This window comes from Pseudomonas sp. FW305-7, assembly GCF_058786735.1.
Window position 1 is genome coordinate 1 of sequence record NZ_JBYSZA010000026.1, and the last position, 23,206, is coordinate 23,206.

At 59.7% G+C, this 23,206-nt stretch carries 23 protein-coding genes; 14 read left to right on the top strand and 9 right to left on the bottom strand.

From position 1 onward, the window contains the following. Positions 1 to 120: 120 nt before the first annotated feature. Together AC3WMT_RS24315 and AC3WMT_RS24320 are read right to left on the bottom strand one after the other, a co-directional pair. Entirely contained in the window at positions 121 to 492 is a 372-nt protein-coding gene (locus AC3WMT_RS24315; protein WP_007911336.1) for a YajD family HNH nuclease, read from the bottom strand. Positions 493 to 540: 48 nt separating this feature from the next. After that, entirely contained in the window at positions 541 to 1,227 is a 687-nt protein-coding gene (locus AC3WMT_RS24320) for a spermidine synthase (RefSeq protein WP_103306145.1), read from the bottom strand. 78 nt (positions 1,228 to 1,305) lie between these two features. Between AC3WMT_RS24320 and AC3WMT_RS24325 the strand changes: the two genes are divergently transcribed. Beyond that, on the top strand, positions 1,306 to 1,590 hold the full coding sequence (locus tag AC3WMT_RS24325) for a superantigen-like protein SSL4 (protein ID WP_103306146.1): 285 nt from the start codon (positions 1,306 to 1,308) through the stop codon (positions 1,588 to 1,590). On the opposite strand, the gene AC3WMT_RS24330 is transcribed toward AC3WMT_RS24325, so the two are convergent. Both AC3WMT_RS24330 and AC3WMT_RS24335 read right to left on the bottom strand, forming a co-directional pair. Further along, the gene (locus AC3WMT_RS24330; protein ID WP_103306147.1) at positions 1,587 to 2,060 is read right to left on the bottom strand and encodes a cyclic nucleotide-binding domain-containing protein; all 474 of its coding nucleotides are present in this window, start codon (positions 2,058 to 2,060) and stop codon (positions 1,587 to 1,589) included. The two genes, AC3WMT_RS24325 and AC3WMT_RS24330, sit on opposite strands and share 4 nt — an antisense overlap. A 152-nt stretch (positions 2,061 to 2,212) precedes the next feature. Continuing rightward, complete coding sequence (locus tag AC3WMT_RS24335) at positions 2,213 to 4,267, bottom strand: S9 family peptidase (RefSeq protein ID WP_103306148.1); 2,055 nt, start codon at positions 4,265 to 4,267, stop codon at positions 2,213 to 2,215. A gap of 225 nt (positions 4,268 to 4,492) precedes the next feature. On the opposite strand from AC3WMT_RS24335, the gene AC3WMT_RS24340 reads away from it, so the two are divergent. From AC3WMT_RS24340 to AC3WMT_RS24350, 3 genes are read left to right on the top strand one after another with little or no spacing between them, the layout of a single operon-like run. Next, positions 4,493 to 4,990 carry an MFS transporter gene (locus tag AC3WMT_RS24340; RefSeq protein ID WP_103306149.1) on the top strand — a complete coding sequence of 166 codons (498 nt, stop codon included), beginning with the start codon at positions 4,493 to 4,495 and terminating at the stop codon, positions 4,988 to 4,990. Between the two features lie 15 nt (positions 4,991 to 5,005). Then, positions 5,006 to 5,782, top strand: coding sequence for a class II glutamine amidotransferase (locus AC3WMT_RS24345; protein ID WP_100847538.1), 777 nt, complete (start codon positions 5,006 to 5,008; stop codon positions 5,780 to 5,782). Between the two features lie 12 nt (positions 5,783 to 5,794). Beyond that, entirely contained in the window at positions 5,795 to 6,337 is a 543-nt protein-coding gene (locus AC3WMT_RS24350; RefSeq protein WP_103306150.1) for a DUF2937 family protein, read from the top strand. A gap of 162 nt (positions 6,338 to 6,499) precedes the next feature. On the opposite strand, the gene AC3WMT_RS24355 is transcribed toward AC3WMT_RS24350, so the two are convergent. Next, the gene (locus tag AC3WMT_RS24355; RefSeq protein WP_103306151.1) at positions 6,500 to 7,414 is read right to left on the bottom strand and encodes a LysR family transcriptional regulator; all 915 of its coding nucleotides are present in this window, start codon (positions 7,412 to 7,414) and stop codon (positions 6,500 to 6,502) included. A 158-nt stretch (positions 7,415 to 7,572) separates the two neighbouring features. Here AC3WMT_RS24355 and AC3WMT_RS24360 point away from each other — a divergent pair, with 158 nt between their 5' ends. The 4 genes from AC3WMT_RS24360 (at position 7,573) to AC3WMT_RS24375 (ending at position 11,309) form a co-directional block, all read left to right on the top strand. Continuing rightward, the gene (locus AC3WMT_RS24360; RefSeq protein WP_103306152.1) at positions 7,573 to 8,859 is read left to right on the top strand and encodes an MFS transporter; all 1,287 of its coding nucleotides are present in this window, start codon (positions 7,573 to 7,575) and stop codon (positions 8,857 to 8,859) included. Positions 8,860 to 8,935: 76 nt separating this feature from the next. Beyond that, complete coding sequence (locus tag AC3WMT_RS24365) at positions 8,936 to 9,688, top strand: 5-oxoprolinase subunit PxpA (protein ID WP_103306153.1); 753 nt, start codon at positions 8,936 to 8,938, stop codon at positions 9,686 to 9,688. Beyond that, complete coding sequence (gene pxpB, locus AC3WMT_RS24370) at positions 9,685 to 10,389, top strand: 5-oxoprolinase subunit PxpB (RefSeq protein WP_103306154.1); 705 nt, start codon at positions 9,685 to 9,687, stop codon at positions 10,387 to 10,389. The genes AC3WMT_RS24365 and pxpB overlap by 4 nt, the downstream gene beginning before the upstream one ends. Further along, positions 10,386 to 11,309, top strand: coding sequence for a 5-oxoprolinase subunit C family protein (locus AC3WMT_RS24375; RefSeq protein ID WP_103306155.1), 924 nt, complete (start codon positions 10,386 to 10,388; stop codon positions 11,307 to 11,309). The genes pxpB and AC3WMT_RS24375 overlap by 4 nt, the downstream gene beginning before the upstream one ends. A gap of 117 nt (positions 11,310 to 11,426) precedes the next feature. On the opposite strand, the gene AC3WMT_RS24380 is transcribed toward AC3WMT_RS24375, so the two are convergent. Then, a complete protein-coding gene (locus tag AC3WMT_RS24380) occupies positions 11,427 to 12,605 on the bottom strand; it encodes a vWA domain-containing protein (RefSeq protein ID WP_027614532.1) in 1,179 nt (392 codons plus the stop codon). Positions 12,606 to 12,617: 12 nt separating this feature from the next. Next, entirely contained in the window at positions 12,618 to 13,463 is an 846-nt protein-coding gene (locus AC3WMT_RS24385; protein WP_007911294.1) for an AAA family ATPase, read from the bottom strand. A gap of 301 nt (positions 13,464 to 13,764) precedes the next feature. On the opposite strand from AC3WMT_RS24385, the gene AC3WMT_RS24390 reads away from it, so the two are divergent. Further along, complete coding sequence (locus AC3WMT_RS24390; RefSeq protein ID WP_103306156.1) at positions 13,765 to 14,049, top strand: DUF2442 domain-containing protein; 285 nt, start codon at positions 13,765 to 13,767, stop codon at positions 14,047 to 14,049. Here AC3WMT_RS24390 and AC3WMT_RS24395 read toward each other — a convergent pair. Then, positions 14,030 to 15,106, bottom strand: a complete 1,077-nt coding sequence (locus tag AC3WMT_RS24395; RefSeq protein WP_103306157.1) for a DUF748 domain-containing protein — start codon at positions 15,104 to 15,106, stop codon at positions 14,030 to 14,032. The two genes, AC3WMT_RS24390 and AC3WMT_RS24395, sit on opposite strands and share 20 nt — an antisense overlap. Before the next feature lie 126 nt (positions 15,107 to 15,232). Between AC3WMT_RS24395 and cysK the strand changes: the two genes are divergently transcribed. The 4 genes from cysK (at position 15,233) to AC3WMT_RS24415 (ending at position 20,149) form a co-directional block, all read left to right on the top strand. After that, positions 15,233 to 16,210, top strand: a complete 978-nt coding sequence (cysK, locus tag AC3WMT_RS24400) for a cysteine synthase A (protein WP_103306158.1) — start codon at positions 15,233 to 15,235, stop codon at positions 16,208 to 16,210. 224 nt (positions 16,211 to 16,434) lie between these two features. After that, positions 16,435 to 17,373, top strand: a complete 939-nt coding sequence (locus AC3WMT_RS24405; protein WP_103306159.1) for an aspartyl/asparaginyl beta-hydroxylase domain-containing protein — start codon at positions 16,435 to 16,437, stop codon at positions 17,371 to 17,373. 242 nt (positions 17,374 to 17,615) lie between these two features. Continuing rightward, the gene (locus AC3WMT_RS24410) at positions 17,616 to 18,851 is read left to right on the top strand and encodes a TerD family protein (protein WP_103306160.1); all 1,236 of its coding nucleotides are present in this window, start codon (positions 17,616 to 17,618) and stop codon (positions 18,849 to 18,851) included. 434 nt (positions 18,852 to 19,285) lie between these two features. Further along, positions 19,286 to 20,149, top strand: a complete 864-nt coding sequence (locus tag AC3WMT_RS24415) for a DMT family transporter (RefSeq protein ID WP_103306161.1) — start codon at positions 19,286 to 19,288, stop codon at positions 20,147 to 20,149. Positions 20,150 to 20,295: 146 nt separating this feature from the next. Here AC3WMT_RS24415 and AC3WMT_RS24420 read toward each other — a convergent pair whose 3' ends face one another. After that, a complete protein-coding gene (locus AC3WMT_RS24420) occupies positions 20,296 to 21,204 on the bottom strand; it encodes a DMT family transporter (RefSeq protein ID WP_103306162.1) in 909 nt (302 codons plus the stop codon). A gap of 213 nt (positions 21,205 to 21,417) precedes the next feature. Between AC3WMT_RS24420 and aceK the strand changes: the two genes are divergently transcribed. Beyond that, the gene (aceK, locus tag AC3WMT_RS24425; RefSeq protein ID WP_103306163.1) at positions 21,418 to 23,139 is read left to right on the top strand and encodes a bifunctional isocitrate dehydrogenase kinase/phosphatase; all 1,722 of its coding nucleotides are present in this window, start codon (positions 21,418 to 21,420) and stop codon (positions 23,137 to 23,139) included. Positions 23,140 to 23,206 lie beyond the last annotated feature (67 nt).

Sequence of the window (23,206 nt, forward strand, 5' to 3'; positions counted from 1 at the left end):
GACCTCATCGCTGGCAAGCCAGCTCCCACAGGTATCTCGGGTGTACACAAAATTTGTGAGCGACCAAAATCATTGTGGGAGCTGGCTTGCCAGCGATGAGGCCAATTCAGGCGATGAAGATCAGTCTTCTTTCTTCATCAACCCGGCCAGCGCGGCGAACGGGTTGTGCGTTGCCTTGGCGATTTTCGGCGTGCTCAGCGAGCCTTCGCTGAAATACTGCTGGTCGGTGTACCGCGAGTGCTCGTTGTCGTGGCAGTACAGGCACAACAGCTCCCAGTTCGAGCCGTCCTGCGGGTTGTTGTCGTGGTTGTGGTCGCGATGGTGCACGGTCAGTTCGCTCAGGCGCTTGCCGGAAAACTCGCGGGTGCAGCGGCCACAGACGTGCGGGTACATCTTCAGGGCCTTGTCGCGGTAGCCCATTTCCTTGTCGCGCTGGTTGTCGGCGAGGATGCGATCCAGCTTCGACGTGTTGGTTGGGGTGGACGAACTCATGGGTTCACCTTTGTAAAAGACTAATGACGGTTATGTGCAGAGTTTAGCTCAGCCCTTGAGTTTCTCGGCAATCCAGATCGTGTGGCGGGTGCCCTTGTTGCCGTGGGCGAACACTTGCACTTCTTCGGCCTTGAAACCGGCCTTCTTCAATTTGTCGGAAAACAGCCGATCGGCGCTGGCCGACCATACGGCGAGTACGCCTTTGGGACGCAGGGCCTTGGCACAGGCATTCAGACCAGCGGCGGAATACAGCCAGCTGTTGGCCTTTTGGGTCAGGCCTTCGGGGCCGTTGTCGACGTCGAGCATGATCGCGTCGAAGCCGTTCGGCTCGCTTTGCAGCACCTTGGCCACATCGTCCTGACGGATCACCGTGCGCGGATCAAGCAATGGCCGCCCGGACTTTTCGCCGAGCGGGCCACGGTTCCACTCGACCACGCCGGGCACCAGCTCAGCGACCACCACTTCGGCGGTTTTACCCAGATGCTTGAGCGCCGAGGCGAGGGTGAAACCCATGCCGAGCCCACCGATCAGCACCCGCGAGTTCGGCCGGCCAGCCACCTTGCGACAAGGAATCTCGGCCAGCGCATCTTCGGAACCGTGCATACGCGTGTTCATCAATTGCCCGCCGTCGCCGCCCTGGATCTTGATGACAAAATCCTCGCCATACTCGAACAAGCACAGGGCACCGCCGCTTTCAGGGATCGGGGTGGTGTCGAGCAGAACGAAACGTTTCATGGAAATCTCTACAAGGGGGAAGGCAAGCAGGCCCGTTGGGAGTAGCCTGAGCGCAGACTAAGGCCAACGGAGCCCTTGATGAAGCGCACCATTCTAACGGTCATTGCCCTGGCCGCGCTCTCGATTACTGCCGTGCAGGCACAGCAGGTTGTTCCGGTCAGCCCGGCGCCGCAGCCTGGCTCGCCCGGAACCGCAACACCGACACCGTATCCGCAGATCACGCCGATCAACATTCCCAAGTCGGGCGCCGGCAGTGGCAGCCCGCCGCTGGTGCCGATCGAAATGCCCAGTCCGCCGAGCAAGGATCAAGCGGTGCCGGGCATTGAACCGAGCGGCACCAAGGCCAAATCCCCGGGCGGTTAAATCTGCTGCGCCGCCAATTGGCCGTCGGCCATGCGCAGGCGTTTGGAGAGAGAGACGGCGAGGGCGCGGATGATCTTGGCGGCGATTTTCGGCGCGTCGTTGAGCATTTTTTCCAGCGAGTCCTTGCCCAGGTTCAGCAGTTGGCAATTGCTCGCTGCCACGCACGTCGCAGAACGCCTTTCGCCGTCCAGCACGGCCATTTCGCCGAACGCCCGACCGCTGCGCAGGGTGGCCATGGTGATGACCTGGCCGTCGGCGCCGGTTTTCTGCACGGCGACCTGGCCGGTGTGGAGGATGCACATGAAGCTGCCGGCATCGCCCTCGCGGAAAATCGCTTCGCCTTCAGCCACGGTGCTGATGCTGAAGTAGCCGGATGCCGCTGCGAAATCGGCCAGTTGCAATTGATCGAACAGGCCGCAATCCATCAGCCAGTCGCGAATTTCGTTGTTGAGTAAGGTGGGTTCTGACATGTCGTGGCAATCTTTTTGTTTTCACATTTTCGAGGCTGTACACGGATCCCGTGGGAACCCTTTTTGTGGTGAGGGGATCGGTTTTCACGGAGATCTGTGAGGTATCGGCCTCTTGGGTCTGGAGTTAAGACCCAAGTGACCGACGGAGTTCCTCAGACGATGCCCAAAACCTTGAACACAAATGCGTATTCGAGCGCTACGTCACGTAATCCCTGATAACGCCCGCTCATTCCGCCATGGCCGGCGCCCAGTTCAGTCTTGAGCAGCAGCACATTCTCGTCGGTCTTCGTCGCGCGCAATTTCGCCACCCACTTGGCCGCTTCCCAGTACTGCACGCGGCTGTCGTTGTAGCCGGCGATCACCAGCGTTGCCGGATACGCCTGAGCGCTGACGTTTTCGTACGGTGCATAGGCCTTGATCCGATCATAGACTTCCGGTTCCTGCGGGTTGCCCCACTCGTCGTATTCAGTGACGGTCAGCGGCAGCTCCGGGTCGAGCATGGTGTTGAGCACGTCGACGAACGGCACTTCGGCAATCGCCACACCGAACAGATCCGGGCGCTGGTTGAGCACCGCGCCGATCAACAGACCACCGGCGCTGCCACCGCTGATCGCCAGTTTTTCCGCCGTGGTGATGCCGTTGAGGATCAAAAACTCGGCGCAGGCGATGAAGTCGCTGAAAGTATTGTGTTTGTGTTCCTGCTTGCCTGCGCGATACCAGGCTTCACCCAGTTCACCGCCACCGCGTACGTGGGCGATGGCGAAGGCCATACCGCGATCGAGCAGACTCAGACGTGCGTGGGAAAACCACGGGTCGAGGCTCGAACCGTAAGCGCCATAACCATAGAGATACAGCGGCACCGGTTTGCCGACCATTTCGCGTTTCATCACCAGGCTGATCGGCACCAGCGTACCGTCCGGCGCGCTCGCCCACAGGCGTTGGCTGACGTAAGCGTCGGCATCGAACGGGCCGAGTACCGGAGTTTCTTTCAGGACGGTCTGTTCGCCGCTGGCCAGCATCAATTGGCGGACCTGAGCCGGGCGATTCAACGCCTCATAGCGCAGGCGAATGCGGTCGCTATCGAATTCCAGACTGTTTTGCACGTAGAGGCTGTAGGCCGCGTCCGGCAATTGCACGCGATAAGGCGCCACGCCGTGTGGGTGAACTTCGATGATTGGCAAGCCTCCTTCGCGCAGGCTCAGGGTCATAGCCTCGCTGTTGAGGCTCACACCGTCGAGCATCACCGTGTCGCTGTGCGCGATCAGCTGTTGCCAATCGGCCTCCGTCGGCACCACGCCAGTGTCCGGCGCCTGATACAGGGCGTAGTTGATGCCATCGCGGTTGGTGCGGATAAACCATGTCCATACGCCATCGAGCAGGCCATGGTCGACGTCGTATTCGTGATCCTCGACCCGTGGCGCCAGGCAAGCGAATGGCAGCTGCGGCTGGTTGGCGTCCAGCGCCCAGACTTCGCTGGTGGTCTTGCTGCCCAGCGACAGCAGCAACTGCTGTTCGGAGCTTGCGCGGTAGCAGTGCAGGAAGAAACGCCCGTCCGGCTCGTGGAAAACTTCTTCGGCAGCGGTACCGTCGAGGCGGTAGCGGAACAGTTTGTGCGGGCGATGGGTGTCGTCGAGCACGCCGAAGAACAGCGTCAGGCTGTCGTTGGCCCAGGTCATGCTGCCGTCGCAGTCTTCGAACTCCAGCTCGCTGACTTTGTCGTTGGCCAGTTCTTTGACGAACAGCGTGTAGATCTCATCGCCCGAGGCATCAACGCTGTAGGCCAGACGTTGGTGATCGGGGCTGATGCTGAACGCGCCCAGCGAGAAGAAACCGCCATTGGCCAGCACGTTCGGGTCGAGCAACAGTTGCTCGCGGCTTTCATCGAGGGTCAGGCTGTCGTCCGCCGGACGCGGGCAGCGGTAGTGCCGGGCGTATTCGTCACCGGCAGTGGTGCGCGTGTAATACAGATACGGGCCCCACGGCGAGGGCAGGGACAGGTCGGTTTCAAGAATCCGGCCCTTGATCTCTTCGAACAGGCTTTCGCGCAGCTCGGCCTGATCGGCGGTTTGCGCTTCCTGGTAAGCGTTTTCGGCCTTGAGGTAGTCGAGCACCGCGTCGGTGTCACGCTCCTGCAGCCAGGCATACGGGTCGGCGCCGGGTGCCTTGTGGGCAATCGGGGCACTGATGACGTTGGCGGATACGGGCATGGAAGGCTCTCGGACAATGTTCGGAATAGGGTTTTTCGCGAATCCGGGTATCACCGCAAACCCTGTGGGAGCGAGCCTGCTCGCGAAAGCGGTGGGTCAGACAACAATGTTTCAACTGACAGTCCGTATTCGCGAGCAGGCTCGCTCCCACAGGTCGTGTGTCTATTGGGACAAGCCTGACGGGCGAAAAGTCGTTACTATAAGCGCCTCTTTGCCTGCCTTGCCATGGACACCATGACCGAGAACGACTATCTGATCGCCTGGGGCCTCTACGCCTTTGCCGCTGTAGGCTGCCTGTTGGTATGGATGCGCCTGACCACCTGGATGTGGCGCTGGCTGCGCGAACCGTTGCGCGTGTTGATGGCGGTGTTGCTGTTCAGCCCCACCATCATTGATCCGGTGAAGGAAAAGGTTGCGCCGGCCATCGCCATCACCGCATTGGATCTGGCCTTCAAGGTCGGTAACAACGCCTGGCGCGCAATCTCCGATCTGTTCATGTACGGCATGATCGCTTTTGGCATTTACCTGATCTTCGTATTGATCCGTTTCCCGATCGAACGTGCTTCCCGAGCTCGCCGCGAGCAGGCCGAAGCGGCCAAAGCCGCGGCCCGCGCTGATGAGCGCGACGACGATCAACCGTTCGGTGGTGCCGGTGATGATCGTTATGGTCGCCCGCCAGTGCCGAACAATCCGCAGCGCATGCGGGTCGAGCCGCGTCTGTAATCCGAGAGTCCGCACATGTGTGAATTACTGGGCATGAGTGCCAACGTGCCGACCGATATCGTGTTCAGCTTCACTGGCCTGATGCAGCGCGGCGGTCGCACCGGCCCGCACCGCGACGGTTGGGGCATCGCTTTCTATGAAGGCCGTGGCCTGCGGCTGTTTCAGGATCCGGCGGCGAGTTGCGAATCCGAAGTCGCCAACCTGGTGCAGCGTTATCCGATCAAGAGCGAAGTGGTCATCGGCCACATTCGTCAGGCCAACGTCGGCAAGGTCTGCCTGTCCAACACTCACCCGTTCGTCCGTGAACTTTGGGGGCGCAACTGGTGCTTCGCGCACAACGGCCAGCTCGCCGATTTCACCCCGATCAAAAGTTTCTACCGCCCGGTCGGCGATACCGACAGCGAGGCGGCGTTCTGCGATTTGCTCAATCGTGTGCGTGCAGCATTCCCGGAACCGGTCGATATAGAAGTGCTGCTGCCGGATCTGGTCGCCGCGTGCGCCGAATACCGCAGCAAAGGCGTGTTCAACTGCTTGCTCAGCGATGGCGACTGGCTGTTCTGCTATTGCTCGACCAAACTGGCGCAGATCACCCGACGTGCACCGTTTGGCCCGGCACGCCTGAAGGACGTCGATGTGATCGTCGACTTCCAGGCGGAAACCACGCCCAACGACGTGGTCACGGTGATCGCCACCGAACCTCTGACCGAAAACGAAACCTGGACCCGCTACGAACCGGGCCAATGGAGCCTGTGGCGACGCGGCGAATGCGTAAGCCAAGGCAAGACCGAATAAGGATTGCACCCCATGTTGCTCAGTTATCTACGGCTGGTGTTGTTTGCGGCGGGCCTGTTGATCGGTGTCCAGGTGCCGGGGTTCATCAGCGATTATGCGAAACGCGTCGAGGCGCATCTGATCGAAGCGCAGACCGGCCTGCGCGGGTTTCAGGGCACTGCCGAGCAGTTTTTCAAAGGCGACTTGCAGGCGCTGGTTGCGCATTACCGCGCAAGCGAAGATCCGGTATTTCGCAGCGACGCCGACAGCCTGAGCACCTTGCTCAATCGTCAGCTGGCGCTGGACAAGCAATACCAGGCGATGCAGGGCCCGTGGTACATCCGCTTCCTGCAAGTGGTGCTGGCCGCTGATCCGGACATCCGCAAGGAAACCTGGAATGGCTACAGCTACCAGATTCTGCTGACGCCAGAGGCGATGATCTGGGGCATGAGTGGCGCGCTGCTGCTGTCGTTCGGGATTGAATGCCTGTTCCGTCTGATTGACTGGGTGGTGCTGGGCGGCAAGCGTCTGCGCCAGAGCCGGCCGATCGAAGATCGCGACGTGCGCGGGCTGTAAGGCCTGCACAATCCGTTGAAGTGAGGAAATTTTGTGGTGAGTGGATTTATCCCCGATGGGGCGCAAAGCGGCCCCCTATGGTGTGTCAGGTAAACCTGATGCTGCAGGTTTGAGGGCTGCTACGCAGCCCATCGGGGATAAATCCCCTCACCACAGGTGTGATCAGTCAGTGAGGGTGATGTAGTCCTTGCCCATTTTGTGCGCATACCCCGCCAACACCTGCTGACACAACGTCACAATCTCCTCGACCCACTCAACCCCCACTCGCCACGACACCACCACCTGCAAGTCCGGTGGTCGCTGGTCGATATCGAGCAACGTCAGTTCGCCCCTCGCCAGTTCTTCGGCCACCAGCACGGGCGGTAACACGCCAATACCAAATCCATCACGCAACAACCGCGTAATCGCCGATACCGAATTCACACAATTCAATCGCGGCGCCAGCACGCCATTTGCCTGCATCAACGCCAGAATGTCCTGATGCGGCCGCGAGTTTTTCGAATAGGTGATGATGCGTTCCTGCGCCAGTTCGGCCAGATCGGCGTACTCGCGTTTGTAGATCGAATTGCTGGCGACAATCCAGCCCAGCGGATGGCTGGCCAGCTCCAGGCTGCGCACGCTTTCATGGCGCACCAGATCGGTTTGCAGGATCAGATCGAGAAAGCCTTTTTGCAGCTGATCACAGAGGTTCAGCGAGGTATCCGCCACCAGCTCGATTTCCACGCGCGGATAGAGATCGGTCATCTGCGCCACCAACGGGCTCAGCCAAGTGTGGATCACCGTGTCCATCACCCCGATACGCACCCGACCGACCTTGCTTGAACGGGTTTCGATCGATTGCTTGAGCGCACTCATGGTGTCGAGCATCTGCTCGGCATAGTCCAGCACTTTCAAGCCTTCGGGCGTCAGGCTGACCCCGCGAGAATCACGCAAAAACAGCTTCACCCCCAGCTCACCTTCGAGCACCGCGATGCGGCTGGAAATCGACGCCTGGGTGGTGAACAGCTTGTCGGCGGTCAGGCGAAAACTCTTCAGCCGGGCGACCCAGACAAAGGTCTCGAGAAACTTCAGGTTCATGGCAAAGGCTCGGGTGACAAATTTTTCTTATGCCTAAGGCGGGTTTTTATTCGTTGGACGCAGCAGGGCGGCGCGCCCAAAAATCGGCGCATCCGGTTCCCACGATAGGCGTCGCGGGATCTGCGAACAAGACCAATAAAAACCTGCGGAGATTTGCCATGAGTGCTCCCGACACCATTGATTTACCCAAGGCAGCGGCGCGTCCGGGGCCGTTCGACTGGTACCGCAACATCAATCAACAGGAGCGCCGCACGTTCTGGAGCTGCAAGATCGGTTACGGTCTGGACGGCATGGACACGCAGATGCTCAGCTTCGTGGTGCCAACGCTGATTGCGATGTGGGGCATCACCACCGGTGAAGCCGGGCTGATCCACACCAGCACCTTGATCGCCTCGGCCATCGGCGGCTGGGTTGCCGGCATCCTTTCCGACCGCATCGGTCGCGTGCGCACCCTGCAACTGACCGTGTTGTGGTTTGCCTTCTTCACCTTCCTCTGCGGCTTCGCCCAGAACTACGAACAATTGTTGATCGCCCGCACCCTGATGGGCTTCGGTTTCGGCGGCGAATGGACCGCCGGCGCGGTGCTGATCGGTGAAGTGATCCGCGCCAAGGATCGCGGCAAAGCGGTGGGCATGGTGCAATCCGGTTGGGCTTTGGGTTGGGGGCTGACGGCGATTCTGTATGCGCTGTTGTTCTCGGTGCTACCGCCGGAAGACGCCTGGCGCGCGCTGTTCATTCTCGGCATCGTCCCGGCGATTTTCGTGATTTTCGTCCGTCGACTGGTGAAAGATCCGGAGATTTACCGCGAAGCCAAGGCTGCACAAACACCCGAGAACCCGGCGAAGTTCTACGAGATTTTTGCCCCCGGCATGCTCTTCACCACATTCCGTGCCTCGCTGCTGACCACCGGTGCGCTGGGTGGTTACTACGCAATCACCTCGTGGCTGCCGACCTTCCTGAAAAATGAACGCGGCTTGAGCGTGCTCGGCACCGGCGGCTATCTGGCCATGGTGATCGTCGGTTCCTACGTCGGGTATGTGATCAGCGCCTATCTGACCGATCTGCTGGGGCGCAAAAAGAACTTCGTCCTGTTCTCGGTGGGCTCGTTCACCATCGTTCTGCTGTACACGCAAATGCCGGTCAGCAACGCTGTGATGTTATGGCTGGGCTTTCCGTTGGGCTTTTTTGCTTCAGGGATCTTCAGCGGCATGGGCGCGTTTCTCACCGAGCTGTTTCCAACGCGGATTCGCGGTTCCGGGCAAGGCTTCTGCTACAACATCGGCCGCGCGCTGGCCGCATTGTTTCCGTTGCTGATTGGTCTGCTCAGCCAGAAAGTGCCATTGAGCATGGGCATCGGTGCGTTCGCTGCAGTGTCCTACGGCGTGGTGATTCTCGCGGCCTTGAGCCTGCCGGAGACTCGCGGCAAGCAACTCGATGCACAGTAACTGCTAACCTGCGAGGCACTGCCCGGCGGGCAATGTCCTACGGATAGAAAGACAAAAAGCTACAGGAGTGTTTACCGTGAGCCGCCTGTTATTGAACTGCGACATTGGCGAGAGTTTCGGCAGCTGGACCATGGGTCTGGATGCCGAAGTCATGCCCTTCATCGATTGCGCCAACGTCGCCTGCGGCTTCCATGCCGGCGACCCGAGCATCATGCGCAAAACCGTCAGCCTGGCCCTGAGTCACGGCGTGCAGATCGGCGCCCATCCGGCCTATCAGGATCTGGTCGGCTTCGGCCGCCGTTCGATGGCGTACTCCGCGCAGGAACTGCAAGACATCCTGCATTACCAGATCGGCGCCCTCGACGGCATTTGCCGCGCCCAGGGCGGGCGAGTCAGTTACGTCAAACCCCACGGTGCGATGTACAACGACATGATGGCGAACCCGGCGCAATTGCGCGCGGTGATTCAGGCCGTGGCGGCTTACGACCGCAGTCTGCCGCTGATGCTGATGGCCACTCGCGACAATCGCGCTGCGCAGCAGCTCGGTGATGAGTACGGCCTCACGCTGTGGTTCGAGGCCTTCGCTGATCGCGCCTATGACAGCGCCGGCAAACTGCTTTCACGGCAACTGCCGGGCGCGGTGCATCACGATCCCGAGATCATCATCGAACAAGCGCTGAAGATTGCCCGTGGTGACAATCTGATCGCCAACGATGGCAGCGCCTTGCGCCTGCAAGCCAACACCCTCTGCGTACACGGCGACAACGCCAGTTCGGTCGCCGCCGTGCAACGCATTCGCGAGGCCCTGAATCAGCAGGATGCGCAATGAACCCAAGGATTGAAGTGGTGGCACTGGATTGCCTGATGCTGCGTCTGTTCGATGAAATTGCCGAGGCCAACATGCCGTGGATGCTGGCGGCCAGCGAGCGGTTGCGTCAGGCCTTCGGCACGCAGTTGATTGATCTGGTGCCGTCCTATACGACGTTGATGGTGCATTACGACCTGACTTCATTGAGTCCGAATCAGGCGCGGGAGTTGATTGCGCAGGCGCTGGTCGACCTGTCGCCGAATGCGCGAACCGGCGGCCAGTGTCATGTGCTGCCGGTCTGGTACGACCTGAGTGTCGGGCCGGAGCTGAGCCTGCTCGCCGAGCGCAGCGGTCTGGCGCTGGAGGAGGTGATTCGCCGTCACAGCGCCAGGGAATATCAGGTGTTCGCGCTCGGCTTTGCGCCAGGTTTCGCCTTCATGGGGTTGGTCGAAGAGATTCTGGCGGCGCCACGGCTGAGCACCCCACGGAAAAAAGTCGCGGCCGGCAGCGTCGGGATCGCCGAACGCCAGACCGCCGCCTATCCCGTGGTCTCCCCCGGCGGCTGGAACCTGATTGGCCGCACGCCCGCAAAGCTGTTTGACCGCAACCGCGATGGCTACAGCCTGATGCAACCCGGCGACACCGTGCGTTTCGAAGCGGTGAGCCATGCCGAATTCATCCGTTTTGGCGGCGATGACACGCCTCTGGAGGCGCTGGCATGAGCCGACTGAAGATTGAAGCGAGCACGCCGCTGTGCCTGTTGCAGGACGCAGGACGTTTTGGCGTGCGGCATCTGGGCGTGACCCAGGGCGGCGCGGCGGACGGGTGTTCGATGAGTTGGGCCAATTGGCTGCTGGGCAATGGGCTGGACGTGCCGGTGATCGAAATTACCCTTGGCGGGTTTGCCGTGGTGGCTGAGGAGGACTGCTTGCTGGCATTGGCCGGAGCCGATCTCGGCGCGCAGATCGACGGGCAGCCAGTGGCGCCGTGGCGCAGTTTCAAACTGGGCCAGGGGCAGAAGTTGCAGTTCACCCAGCCGCTGCTCGGCGCCCGTGCTTATCTTGCCGCACCCGGTGGATTCGACGCGCCGAAGGTGTTGGGCAGCAGTGCTACGGTGGTGCGCGAAGAACTCGGCGGTCTGGATGGCATGGGCTTGCCGTTGGCCAAAGGCGCGACGCTGACTTATCAGGGGCACGCCTTGCTGGTTCGTGAGGTGCCGATGGAATATCGTCCGGATCTACGGCTGAATACGCCGCTGGATCTGGTGCTCGGTGCACAGATCGGCGAGTTCAGCGGGCAGAGTCTGTTTGATCTGTTCAACAGCGCGTGGACGCTCGACAGTCGCGCCGATCGCATGGGCATTCGCTTGCTCGGCAAGGCGTTGCAGTATCACGGCCAGCCGATGATTTCCGAGGGTATTCCGTTGGGGGCCGTGCAGGTGCCGCCGGATGGGCAACCGATTGTGCTGCTCAACGATCGGCAGACCATTGGCGGCTATCCGCGATTGGGGGCGCTGACGCCGTTGGCGTTGGCGCGGCTGGCGCAGTGTTTGCCGGGGGCCAAGGTGAGGTTGAGGCCGGTGGTGCAGGACGTCGCGCACCGGGAGCATGTCGATTATTTGCAGCGCTTTATCAATCGCTAAAAGCATCGCGGGCAAGCCCGCTCCCACAGTGTCCGAGTTGTACTCGAAATTTATGTACACCACCGATACCTGTGGGAGCGGGCCTGCCCGCGATGGCGCCAGTCCAGACAACAACAATTATTTGGACAGAAACCGCATCCCTTCCTCAAGCCCACGCAGGGTCAGCGGATACATCTGATCCTCGATCAAATCGCGCACGATATTGGTCGACGAGGTATAGCCCCACGTATCTTTCGGATACGGGTTGATCCAGATGAGCTTCTTGTACTTCTCCATGAAACGCTGCATCCACAGGTAGCCCGGCTCTTCGTTCCAGTGCTCGACGCTGCCGCCGGCCTGGGTGATTTCATAAGGTGCCATGGCCGCGTCGCCAATGAAGATCACTTTGTAGTCGGCGCCGTACTTGTGCAGTAGATCCTGAGTGGAGAAACGCTCGGAAGTGCGGCGCATGTTGTTCTTCCACACCGATTCATAAATGAAGTTGTGGAAGTAGAAGTACTCCAGATGCTTGAACTCGGTCTTGCAGGCCGAGAACAGTTCTTCGCAGATCTTCACGTGCGCATCCATCGAGCCGCCGATGTCGAACAGCAACAGCAGCTTCACTGTGTTGCGCCGTTCCGGGCGCATCTGGATGTTGAGCAGGCCGGCGTCCTTGGCGGTGTGGTCGATGGTGCCGTCGATGTCCAGTTCTTCCGCCGCGCCCTGGCGGGCAAATTTACGCAGACGGCGCAGGGCTACCTTGATGTTGCGCGTGCCCAGTTCCACCGAGTCGTCGAGGTTCTTGTACTCGCGCTGATCCCAGACTTTGACTGCTTTGCCTTGGCGTTTGCCGGCATCGCCGACCCGAATGCCTTCCGGGTTGAAACCGCCGGAACCGAATGGGCTGGTGCCGCCGGTGCCGATCCATTTATTACCGCCGGCGTGGCGCTCCTTCTGTTCTTCCAGGCGCTTCTTGAACTCTTCGATCAGCTTGTCCAGGCCGCCGAGGGACTGGATCTGCGCGCGTTCCTCGTCAGTCAGCGAGCGCTCGAACTCCTTGCGCAACCAGTCTTCGGGAATCAGCGCCTGCAAGTGATCGTCGAGTTTTTCCAGACCATTGAAGTAGGCGCCGAACGCGCGGTCGAACTTGTCGAAATGCCGCTCGTCCTTCACCAGAATCGCCCGCGACAAGTAGTAAAACTCGTCCATGTCGGCGAAGGTTACGCGCTGTTTCAGCGCGTTGATCAGGTCGAGCAGTTCGCGCACCGACACCGGTACCTTGGCTGCACGCATTTCATTGAACAGGTTGAGCAACATGGCATCAGCCTCTTAGCGGGTGCCGCGACGGCTCATGAACGCCAGACGCTCAAGCAGTTGCACGTCCTGTTCGTTCTTCACCAAGGCACCGGCCAGTGGCGGAATCGCTTTGGTTGGATCGCGTTCACGCAGCACGGCTTCGCCGATGTTGTCGGCCATCAGCAGTTTCAGCCAGTCGACCAGTTCCGAGGTCGACGGCTTCTTCTTCAGACCCGGCACCTTGCGCACGTCGAAGAACACGTCCAGCGCTTCGCTGACCAGATCCTTCTTGATGTCGGGGTAATGCACGTCGACGATTTTCTGCAGGGTGGTGCGGTCGGGGAAGGCGATGTAGTGGAAGAAGCAGCGGCGCAGGAAGGCGTCCGGCAGCTCTTTCTCGTTGTTCGAGGTAATGATGATGATCGGGCGCTTCTTGGCCTTGATGGTCTCGTCGATCTCGTAAACGTAGAACTCCATCTTGTCGAGTTCTTGCAACAGGTCATTCGGGAACTCGATGTCGGCCTTGTCGATCTCGTCGATCAGCAGAATGACCCGCTCTTCGGACTCGAAAGCCTCCCAGAGCTTGCCTTTCTTCAGGTAGTTGCGCACGTCATGGACTTTTTCATTGCCCAGCTGCGAGTCGCGCAGACGGCTCACCGCGTCGTACTCGTACAGGCCCTGATGAGCCTTGGTGGTCGACTTGATGTGCCAGGTGATCAGCTTGGCGCCGAACGATTCGGCCAGTTGCTCGGCGAGCATGGTCTTACCGGTGCCCGGTTCGCCCTTGACCAGCAGCGGCCGCTCCAGGGTGATGGCGGCGTTGACCGCCAGCTTCAGGTCATCGGTGGCGACGTAGGCCTGGGTGCCTTCGAACTTCATCTGCTAATCCTCGAACGGTAACGCCGACCTGATGGGCAGGGCGGGGGCGAAATAATCGGATGCCCCGACTATAACGCGCAGCCCGGTCGACTGTGAACGCAGACGGCTTATTCAGTCTCTGAATGGGGCGTCACATGTTGACTCAGTCTCGGCGGTTGGCCAGTATTTTTACTCCGTCGATTTGGCGATAGCCTCTGGGCACGGCGTATTACCCGCTACATGAGGGCATTCTGTGGCGAGGGAGCTTGCTCCCGCTGGGCTGCGGAGCAGACCCACCGCGTCCATTCCAGGGTTTTAATATATGTCACCCATAAAACGCCCCCGCTTGTCAGCTGTCACTGCACATCCAGGTTTCCTACTGGCACTGACCTTTATCAATGGCCAACGAGTGACAGTCGATCTGAATCGGGATATCCATACTTATCCAGGTCTAGATCCATTACTCGATCCGGAAGTCTTTGCGACCGCTCGTATGGACGATGATGGCTGGTCGGTTGAATGGCTAGCCCCGGATATTCAAATCGGTGCAGACACTCTTTATATCGATGCATTTTCAGCTTCAAACCCTAACCCGCATCCGGCTTAGGGCGCTCATACCGGGCATTAAATGCCTGAACGAAACCGTTGCGTAAAATCTGCAAAAACGCCTCGAACGCGCTGATATTTTGCTGATGCACGTTGCCGCTGAGTTCGACCTTGGTAGCGAACTGGTTCTTTGCCTGATTCTTCAGCACAGTCTCGGTGCCGCCGACGATTGCCTCCCACACCGAGCGGAAGATGCTTTTGTTCTTGTTTTCGACGTCCTGCTGCCAGTTGAACACTTCGACATCGCGCAGCAGTGGCTTGATGTAGCCGCTGACCTGGGCTTTTTTGGCTTGGGCTTCGATGACCACGTCACCGTGGCCGGCGTTGAAGTCGAACTTGCCGTAGGCCGAGGCGAAGTCGTTCATGCTTTTGAGTTCGATATCTTTGGCGCGCAGGCGGAATTCAAAGTCTTCGAAGTTGCTCAACGGGTCGAAGGTGGCGGTAGTCTCCAGCGGCGCGTGGCCGAGCAGTTTGGCCTTGCCTTCGAAGCGGGCATCGCGTTTGCCTTCTTTGTCGACCACGTTGGTCAGGTTGTAAATGCTGGCGTCGACATTGGTGGCATTCATGTTCACCGGTGGCTTGGAGTTGAAGTTGCGGAAGCTGATTTTGCCGTCGTGAATCTGCACTTCGTCGAGGGTGATCGGCAGCAACTTGCCCAGTTGCGCGCGCCAGTCGGTACCCTGACCGGTCTGGGAGTTCTGCTTGTTGGCGCCACCGTCGACAAAGTTGATTTCGGGATTGAAGAATTTCACCTGCGCCACCACCGCATGGTCGTACCACAGCGAATGCCAGCTCACGGCGAGATCGATCAGCGGCGCGTTAACGAAGGGCACCGGAACCTTGCCGTCGACCTTGACGATTTTCAGACCGTTGATCTTGTAGGCGCCGCGCCATAGCGCCAGGTCGACGTCGGTGATCTGGCCACGGTAATCGCCCATGTTCGCCAACTTGTCGTTGAGGTAATCGCGTACGACATAAGGCAGAGCGATGTGCAGGGCAATCAACAACACGACGATGACGGCGATAATCCCTAATGGCCAGCTGTAACGACGTTTCATGACGGCAATTCCCGAACGATGTAAGCGATTGACTGTTGCCGGCCGCAGACGTTCGACCCGACTGGACTGCAATGGGCAACAGGCATACCGTGGGCGCTGAATTCAACGCTGCATAAGGACCCAGCCATGAGCCGTATTTTTGCTGACAACGCCCATTCCATCGGTAATACGCCGCTGGTGCAGATCAACCGCATCGCGCCACGTGGCGTGACTATCCTGGCCAAGATCGAGGGGCGCAACCCCGGTTATTCGGTGAAGTGCCGGATCGGCGCCAACATGATCTGGGACGCCGAAAGCAGCGGCAAACTCAAGCCGGGCATGACCATCGTCGAGCCAACGTCGGGCAACACCGGCATCGGTCTGGCCTTCGTCGCCGCCGCCCGTGGTTACAAACTGATGTTGACCATGCCGGCGTCAATGAGCATCGAGCGGCGCAAGGTCCTCAAGGCTTTGGGTGCCGAGCTGGTGCTGACCGAACCGACCAAAGGCATGAAAGGCGCGATCGAGAAGGCTGCCGAGATTGTTGCCAGCGATACCGGCAAATACTTCATGCCGGCGCAGTTCGACAATCCGGCCAACCCGGCCATCCACGAAAAAACCACCGGCCCGGAAATCTGGAACGACACCGATGGCGCCGTCGATGTGCTGGTGGCTGGCGTCGGCACGGGCGGAACGATTACCGGTGTTTCGCGGTATATCAAGAATACCCAGGGCAAACCGATTCTGTCGGTGGCGGTGGAGCCGGTGTTGTCGCCGGTGATCACCCAGACGCTGGCGGGTGAAGAGGCCAAACCGCTGGCACCGCACAAGATTCAAGGCATCGGTGCCGGTTTCGTACCGAAGAATCTGGATCTGGCCATGGTCGACCGGGTCGAGCAGGTCACCGACGAAGAGTCGAAGGCGATGGCCCTGCGCTTGATGCTGGAAGAAGGCATCTTGTGCGGAATCTCCTGCGGTGCAGCGATGGCGGTTGCCGTACGCCTGGCGGAAACCCCGGAAATGCAGGGCAAGACCATTGTCGTGATCCTGCCGGACTCCGGTGAGCGTTATCTGTCGAGCATGTTGTTCAGCGATCTGTTCACCGAGCAGGAGAACCAGCAGTAACCCGGTAAAGCAAAGGATCGCAGTGCAGGCTGCGATCTTTTGATCTTTGACTCAGGTCAGCCACCGTTCAGGACCGTTATGTTAATAAATGCTTTATTGCGCAATTCTTAATACTGAATATTAGGTTTAACGGGTTTTTCCCCAGGCCGGTAGTGTTTATCATGGCCGGCTGCCATGCCGGGTAAAGGGCGTGCGCAGTGTTGTCTTTATTCAAGGAGTCGTTGATGACCTTTTCGTTAGCCGCCAAGGTGTTGGTGTTGCTGCTGTTTGTGGGCAGCATCCTTTACGTGCATTTGCGCGGCAAGGCGCGCCTGCCGGTGCTGCGCCAGTTCGTCAACCACTCGGCGCTGTTCGCGCCGTATAACGCCCTCATGTATCTGTTTTCCGGCGTGCCGTCCAAGCCGTATCTGGACCGCAGCAAGTTCCCGGAACTGGATGTGCTGCGCGATAACTGGGAAACCATTCGCGACGAAGCCATGCACCTGTTCGACGAGGGTTACATCCGTGCGGCGGAGAAGAACAACGATGCCGGTTTCGGTTCGTTCTTCAAGAAGGGCTGGAAGCGTTTTTACCTCAAGTGGTACGACAAACCGCTGCCGTCGGCAGAAACCCTGTGCCCGAAAACCGTCGCGCTGGTCAGTGCCATTCCGAACGTCAAGGGCGCCATGTTCGCGCTGTTGCCGGGCGGTAGCCACCTCAATCCGCATCGCGATCCGTTTGCCGGCTCCCTGCGTTATCACCTCGGTTTGTCGACGCCAAACTCCGACGACTGCCGCATCTTCGTCGATGGTCAGGTCTACGCCTGGCGCGATGGCGAGGACGTGATGTTCGACGAAACCTACGTACACTGGGTCAAGAACGAAACCGACAAGACCCGCGTCATCCTCTTCTGCGACATCGAGCGGCCGCTGAGCAACCGCCTCATGACCCGCATCAACCGCTTCATCAGTGGCTGGCTCGGCCGCGCGACCGCACCGCAGAACCTCGACGACGAACGCGTCGGCGGTATCAATCAGGCTTACGCCTGGAGCAAGAACTTCAGTGACAAGTTCAGCGGCGTGGTCAAGCAGTGGAAGCGCCGTAACCCTAGGGCCTACCGCGTTTTGCGGCCGGTGCTGGCAGTGGTGGTGTTGACGTTGCTCGGGTATTGGCTGTTTGGTTAAAAGCCGCCGACAATAAAAAACCGCTCCTTGTGAGCGGTTTTTTATTGCCGGCCAGAACATGCACAAAGCGCCAAAGCGCCAAAGCGCCAAAGCGCCAAAGAGCCATGCGAGCCGTTAGACTCCGTACCGGCGGTAAAGACCGAAGTCTGGTTGTTCCTTCGGTCCGCTCACGCACTCCCTCAATGAAGGCGCAGCGCACATGCCGTGTGCTGCCGTACACCCCATGGAATAGGCGACCTCTCTTGAATCAATCCCTCAAGCCCGGCGAAAACACCACCCTTGGACTGCCCAAGGGGCATGTCGTGGTCACCCACGCGGGCGGCGACAATCTGGACGTCAACCTCACGGCTTTTCTCGTCACCGAATGCGGCAAAGTCACGGGTGACAGTGACATGGTTTTCTTCAATGCGCCGGAACACGCGTCCGGCGCCGCCATGTTCATCGCACCGGTCCCGCAAAGTGGCACGGTCAGCCACCGCATCGGCTTTGATCTGTCGCGCATGCCGGCCGGTATCACCAAAATAGCCATCACCCTGACGCAAGACGGCAGCGCCGCTGGCTTTGCGGCGGTCAACGACCTGCGTGCCCAGGTAGTCGTCGGTGACCAGACGCTGGAACTGGCGCCTGGGGCGTTTGCTCAAGAAACCGGCATCATCGTGCTCGATCTGTACGTGCGTAACGGGCAGTTCAAGGCGCGTTCGGTGTGGCAGGGTTTTGCCTCGGGACTGGCCGGGCTCTGTGATCTCTACGGGATTGAGGTAGCCGATGAGCCGGCACCGGCCCCCGCCTCGAAGCCAGTCAATATCGTCAAGTCGGTCATTACTCTCGACAAGCCGGGCACCAGCCACAAGGTGTCTCTGGAGAAAGGCCCGTCCGCACCGAAAGTCATCCGCGTCAGCGCGACCTGGGTGGATAACGGCGATGGCGAGGACAATGACGATCTCGACCTCAGGATCGGTATCCTGCGACCCGATGGCCGGATGTCGATCATCCAGGCACCCGACAAGAGCGGTGCCTTTGATATCGATCCGTTTGTGTTTCACACCGGCGATGTCGTCAGTGCCAGCGCGTCGGCGCCGGGCATCGAGACGGTCGACATCAACCCGGCCATCTCCCAGCGTATGGGCGGCAAGGTGGCGCTGGTCTGCAGCGTTTATTCCGCGGTGGACAACGGCGCCGTCTCGGTGGCGTCGCTGAAACCGAAAATGCGCATGGAGTACGGCGATCAGGTCGTCGAGTGTGCCTTCGAGTTCAAGGACGGTTTTTTCAGCAGCGCGATCTACACCTACGTGATCGGCTTGATCGAAATCGATCTGGATCACATTGAACTGAGCCCGTCCGGCACTACCTCCAAGAGCACCAGCGAAGCCACCCCGTGGCTGTCGCGCAAAGGCGACAAGCTGGTGCTTACTATGGACGGTCCGGCGGTGTTCAAAGGTTATCCGCCGGAAAACAGCGGCAGTAAACGTTACGTCTGAGTGGTCAGCGTGTGGGGATGAAAACCGTTCATTGAGAGCGGTTTTCATCCCCGGTCAACTGTCGCTGCAGGCCCTTTGCCCAAGTCGTTGCAATCCATGTCCCACGCTGGTTATAGTCGGCGCTCGCGAGAGTCATCACTCTCGTTTCCATCCTCGGAAAAAGATCAGCCCCAATGCCTGCATCCCTCATCAACGCGGTAGTCGATTCAGCGGTCAACGCTGGCGTCGTGCCGTGCGGGAATCAGCAGCCAAAGCAGATCAGTCATTACCCCCCACCTGTCAGTAGCACGCCGGTGTGCGCAGTCGTATCACCGCCGGGCGTTGGCGTTTCGGGCTGATCGGCAGTTTCTGCTGACCCCTGTGCCCGCCTGAAAAAACCTACTGAATTTCAGCTTCGGCTGAGTTGGCTTTTTGCCTGACTACAGGTGGTATTCATGTTTGTCCTTTCGAAAAAAACCGCGCTCGCGGCGGCGTCCACGAGCCTGTTCGTCCTGCTGTGGAGCAGCGGGGCGATCTTCTCCAAATGGGGCCTGGCCCACGCGTCGCCCTTTGCCTTTCTGCTGATCCGTTTCGTCATTGCCCTGTGCGGGCTGGTGCTGCTGGCGCCGTTGCTCAAGTTGAAACTGCCCAAAAGCGGCAGGCCTATGCTGTATGCGATCGCCACGGGCATGGTGTTGTTGGGCGCTTATCAGATTTTCTATCTGCTGGCGCTGAACACCAAAGTCACACCGGGGGTAATGGCGACGATCATGGGCGTGCAGCCGATTCTCACGGTGGTATTGATGGAGCGGCAGCGTTCGGCGAGCCGGATGTTTGGCCTGGCGTTGGGGTTGGCCGGGCTGATCATGGTGGTCTACCAAGGCATTGGTTTGGCCGGGATGTCGTGGGCGGGGATGTTGTTTGGCTTGCTGGCGCTGGCGAGTATGACGCTGGGGTCGATCATGCAGAAACGCATCACCGACAATCCCCTCGGAACGTTGCCGGTGCAGTATCTGGCGGGCCTGTTGCTCTGCGGGATCTTTGTGCCGTTCCAGCCGTTTCACTTCGAACACAGCGCCGGTTTCATCGTGCCGGTGCTGTGGATGGGGCTGGTGGTGTCGGTGCTGGCGACGCTGTTGCTGTATCGCTTGATCGCACGGGGCAATCTGGTGAATGTCACCAGTCTGTTCTATCTGGTGCCGGCGGTGACAGCGGTGATGGACTATCTGATTTTCGGCAATCGCCTGGCTGCGTTGAGCGTGCTGGGGATGCTGTTGATCATCGTCGGTCTGGCGTTCGTGTTCCGTAAAACCGGCTGACCTGTAGGGTGATGGCGGCCGAACAGCCGCCATCGCGGGCAAGCCCGCTCCCACAGGGTTTTGTGTTGAACACCCATGATGTGGACGACATCAATCACTGTGGGAGCGGGCTTGCCCGCGAAGACTGAATCAGCAACGCCGCAAAATCATCGGGCTGGCGCTGCAGAAGACTTCACCACCGCCGGCTTCAACACCAGCCACAACGCCAGCGCAATCAACACCCCGCCATACAGATGCGCCATCGACAGCGGCTCATCGAGCAGCAACGCACCCCACAACACGCCGAACGCCGGAATCATGAAGGTCACGGTCATTGACTTCACCGGGCCGATGGAACTGAGCAGGCGGAAGTAAATGATGTAGGCAAACGCCGTGCAGCCCAGGCCCAGGCCCAGCAGCGACAGCCAGACACTCCAGCCGCCCCAGCTTGCCGGTGGTGCGGTGATCACGCTGTAGCCGAACAACGGCAGGAGAAACAGTGAAGCACCGAGCATGCTGCCGACCGCCGAGAGTCGACTGTCGAGCCCACCACTTTGATCCAGCCAGCGCCGGGTGAGGAAGCCAGCGAAACCGTAGCAGGTGGTAGCGAGCAGGCAGGCGAGGGCGCCCATCAGCAGTTCCAGATCGAAGGCCACCGGACCTGCGCGCGTGAGCACGCCGACGCCGAACAGGCCGAGGAACACGCCGGTCAATTTCACGACGGTCAGTTTTTCACTGAAGAACAAGCCGCCGATCAGCACGCCCATCAGCGGCGTGGTGGCGTTGAAAATCGCCGAGTAACCGGCCGGCAACACTTGGGCCGCCACCGAATACAGCGTCGCCGGAATCCCCGAGTTGATCACCCCGAGCAACATCACGGTTTTCAGCTTGCCTTTGAAATCCCAACTGATGCGCATCAACCCGAGGATCACCAGCAGGCCGACGGCAGCGATCGACACACGGAAAAACGCCGTCGGAATCGTGCCGATCACCGGCGCAATAATGCGCATGAACAGAAAACTCGCGCCCCAGATGGCCGCCAGCGACAACATACGGAAAATATCGACTGGGCTCACGACGGGTCTCCTTCCTAGATCGGGACGAGAGTGTTGCCGAGCGCCTTGCCAATGGCAACCGCCAATCGGGCAATTAATTTTTCCCGACCACTGCCCGGCGAAAAAACGCACTGACGTACGCCTGTGCTTCAGTTTTGGCAGAAATTGCACTTCTCCTCAGGTCTGTTCCGTGGCTAAGCTCAAGCCTTCCGAATGCACGTTGAGGTCTTATCTATGCCGCAGCCATGGCCCGCCACCGACATCGCCCGCATGATCCTCGATGGCTTTGACGACTACCGCGAGCATTTCCGCCGGATCACCGACGGTGCCCGGGAGCGTTTCGAGCAGGCGCGCTGGCAGGAGACCCAAACCGCATCGGCGGCGCGGATCAACCTCTACGAAGAAAAGGTCAGCGAAACCATCGCCCGCCTGCGCGAGTATTTCGATGACGAAGCGCTGATGAATGTCAGTTGCTGGCCGCTGGTGAAAAGCGCCTACATCAGCGTCATCGACCTGCGTTTCGACGATGAACTGTCCGAGACCTGGTACAACTCGATTTTCTGCGGGCTGTTCAGCCATGACCTGATCAGCGACGGCTGCATGTTCATCCACACCACCCGGCCGAGCCTGCGGCGTGCCCGGGCCGCGCAGACCCGCACCTACAAACCCCAGGGCCAGTTGTCGGGGATGCTCGCGAGCATTTTTGCCGACTACCGCTTCAGTGAGGATTACGCCGACCTGCCGGGCGACCTGCGCCGCCTCGAAGCGCAATTGCGCGAGAACCTGCCGGATTGGGTGTGCAAGGACCCGGAACTGAGCGTCGAGCTGTTTTCCTCGGTGCTGTACCGCAACAAAGGCGCGTACCTGGTCGGGCGCATCTACACCCGCGACGAGCAGTGGCCGCTGGTGATTCCGCTGCTGCACCGCGAGGGACGCGGGATTCAGATCGATGCGCTGATCACCGACGAAGCCGATGTGTCGATCATCTTCTCCTTCACTCGTTCGTATTTCATGGTCGATGTGCCGGTGCCGGCGGAGTTCATCGGTTTCCTGCGGCGCATCCTGCCGGGCAAGCACATCGCCGAGCTGTACACCTCGATCGGCTTCTACAAACACGGCAAGTCCGAGTTCTATCGGGCGCTGATCAACCACCTGGCCAACACCGACGACCAATTCATCATGGCTCCCGGTGTGCGCGGCATGGTCATGAGTGTGTTCACCCTGCCGGGCTTCAACACCGTGTTCAAGATCATCAAGGACCGTTTTTCGCCGTCAAAAAACGTCGACCGCGCCACGGTGATCGAGAAGTACCGACTAGTGAAGAGTGTCGACCGGGTAGGGCGCATGGCCGATACCCAGGAGTTTGCCGATTTCCGTTTTCCGCTGAGCAAGTTCGATCCGGCGTGCCTTGAGGAATTGCTCGAAGTCGCACCGTCTACGGTCTCGGTGGAGGGCGATACCGTGCTGATTCGCCACTGCTGGACTGAGCGGCGGATGACGCCGCTCAACCTGTATCTGGAAAACGCCAACGAAGCGCAAGTGCGTGAGGCGCTGGAAGACTACGGTTTGGCGATCAAGCAACTGGCGGCGGCGAACATCTTTCCCGGCGACATGCTGCTGAAGAACTTCGGCGTCACGCGGCACGGGCGTGTGGTGTTTTATGACTACGATGAGATCTGCTTTCTGACCGAGGCCAACTTTCGCCACATTCCGGCACCGCGTACGCCGGAAGACGAAATGGCCTCGGAGCCGTGGTATTCGATCGGGCCGCTGGATGTGTTCCCCGAGGAGTTTCCGCCGTTTCTGTTTGCCGATTCGGGGCAGCGCAAGTTGTTCGATCAGCTGCATGGGGAGTTGTATAACGCCGATTACTGGAAGGGGTTGCAGGAGGCGATTCGGGCGGGAAAGGTCATCGACGTCTTTCCGTATCGGCGCAAGGGCCTGGATAACGAATAACTCCCCCTGAACACATTGTGGTGAGGGGATTTATCCCCGATGGGGTGCGAAGCCCCCCAAAACCATT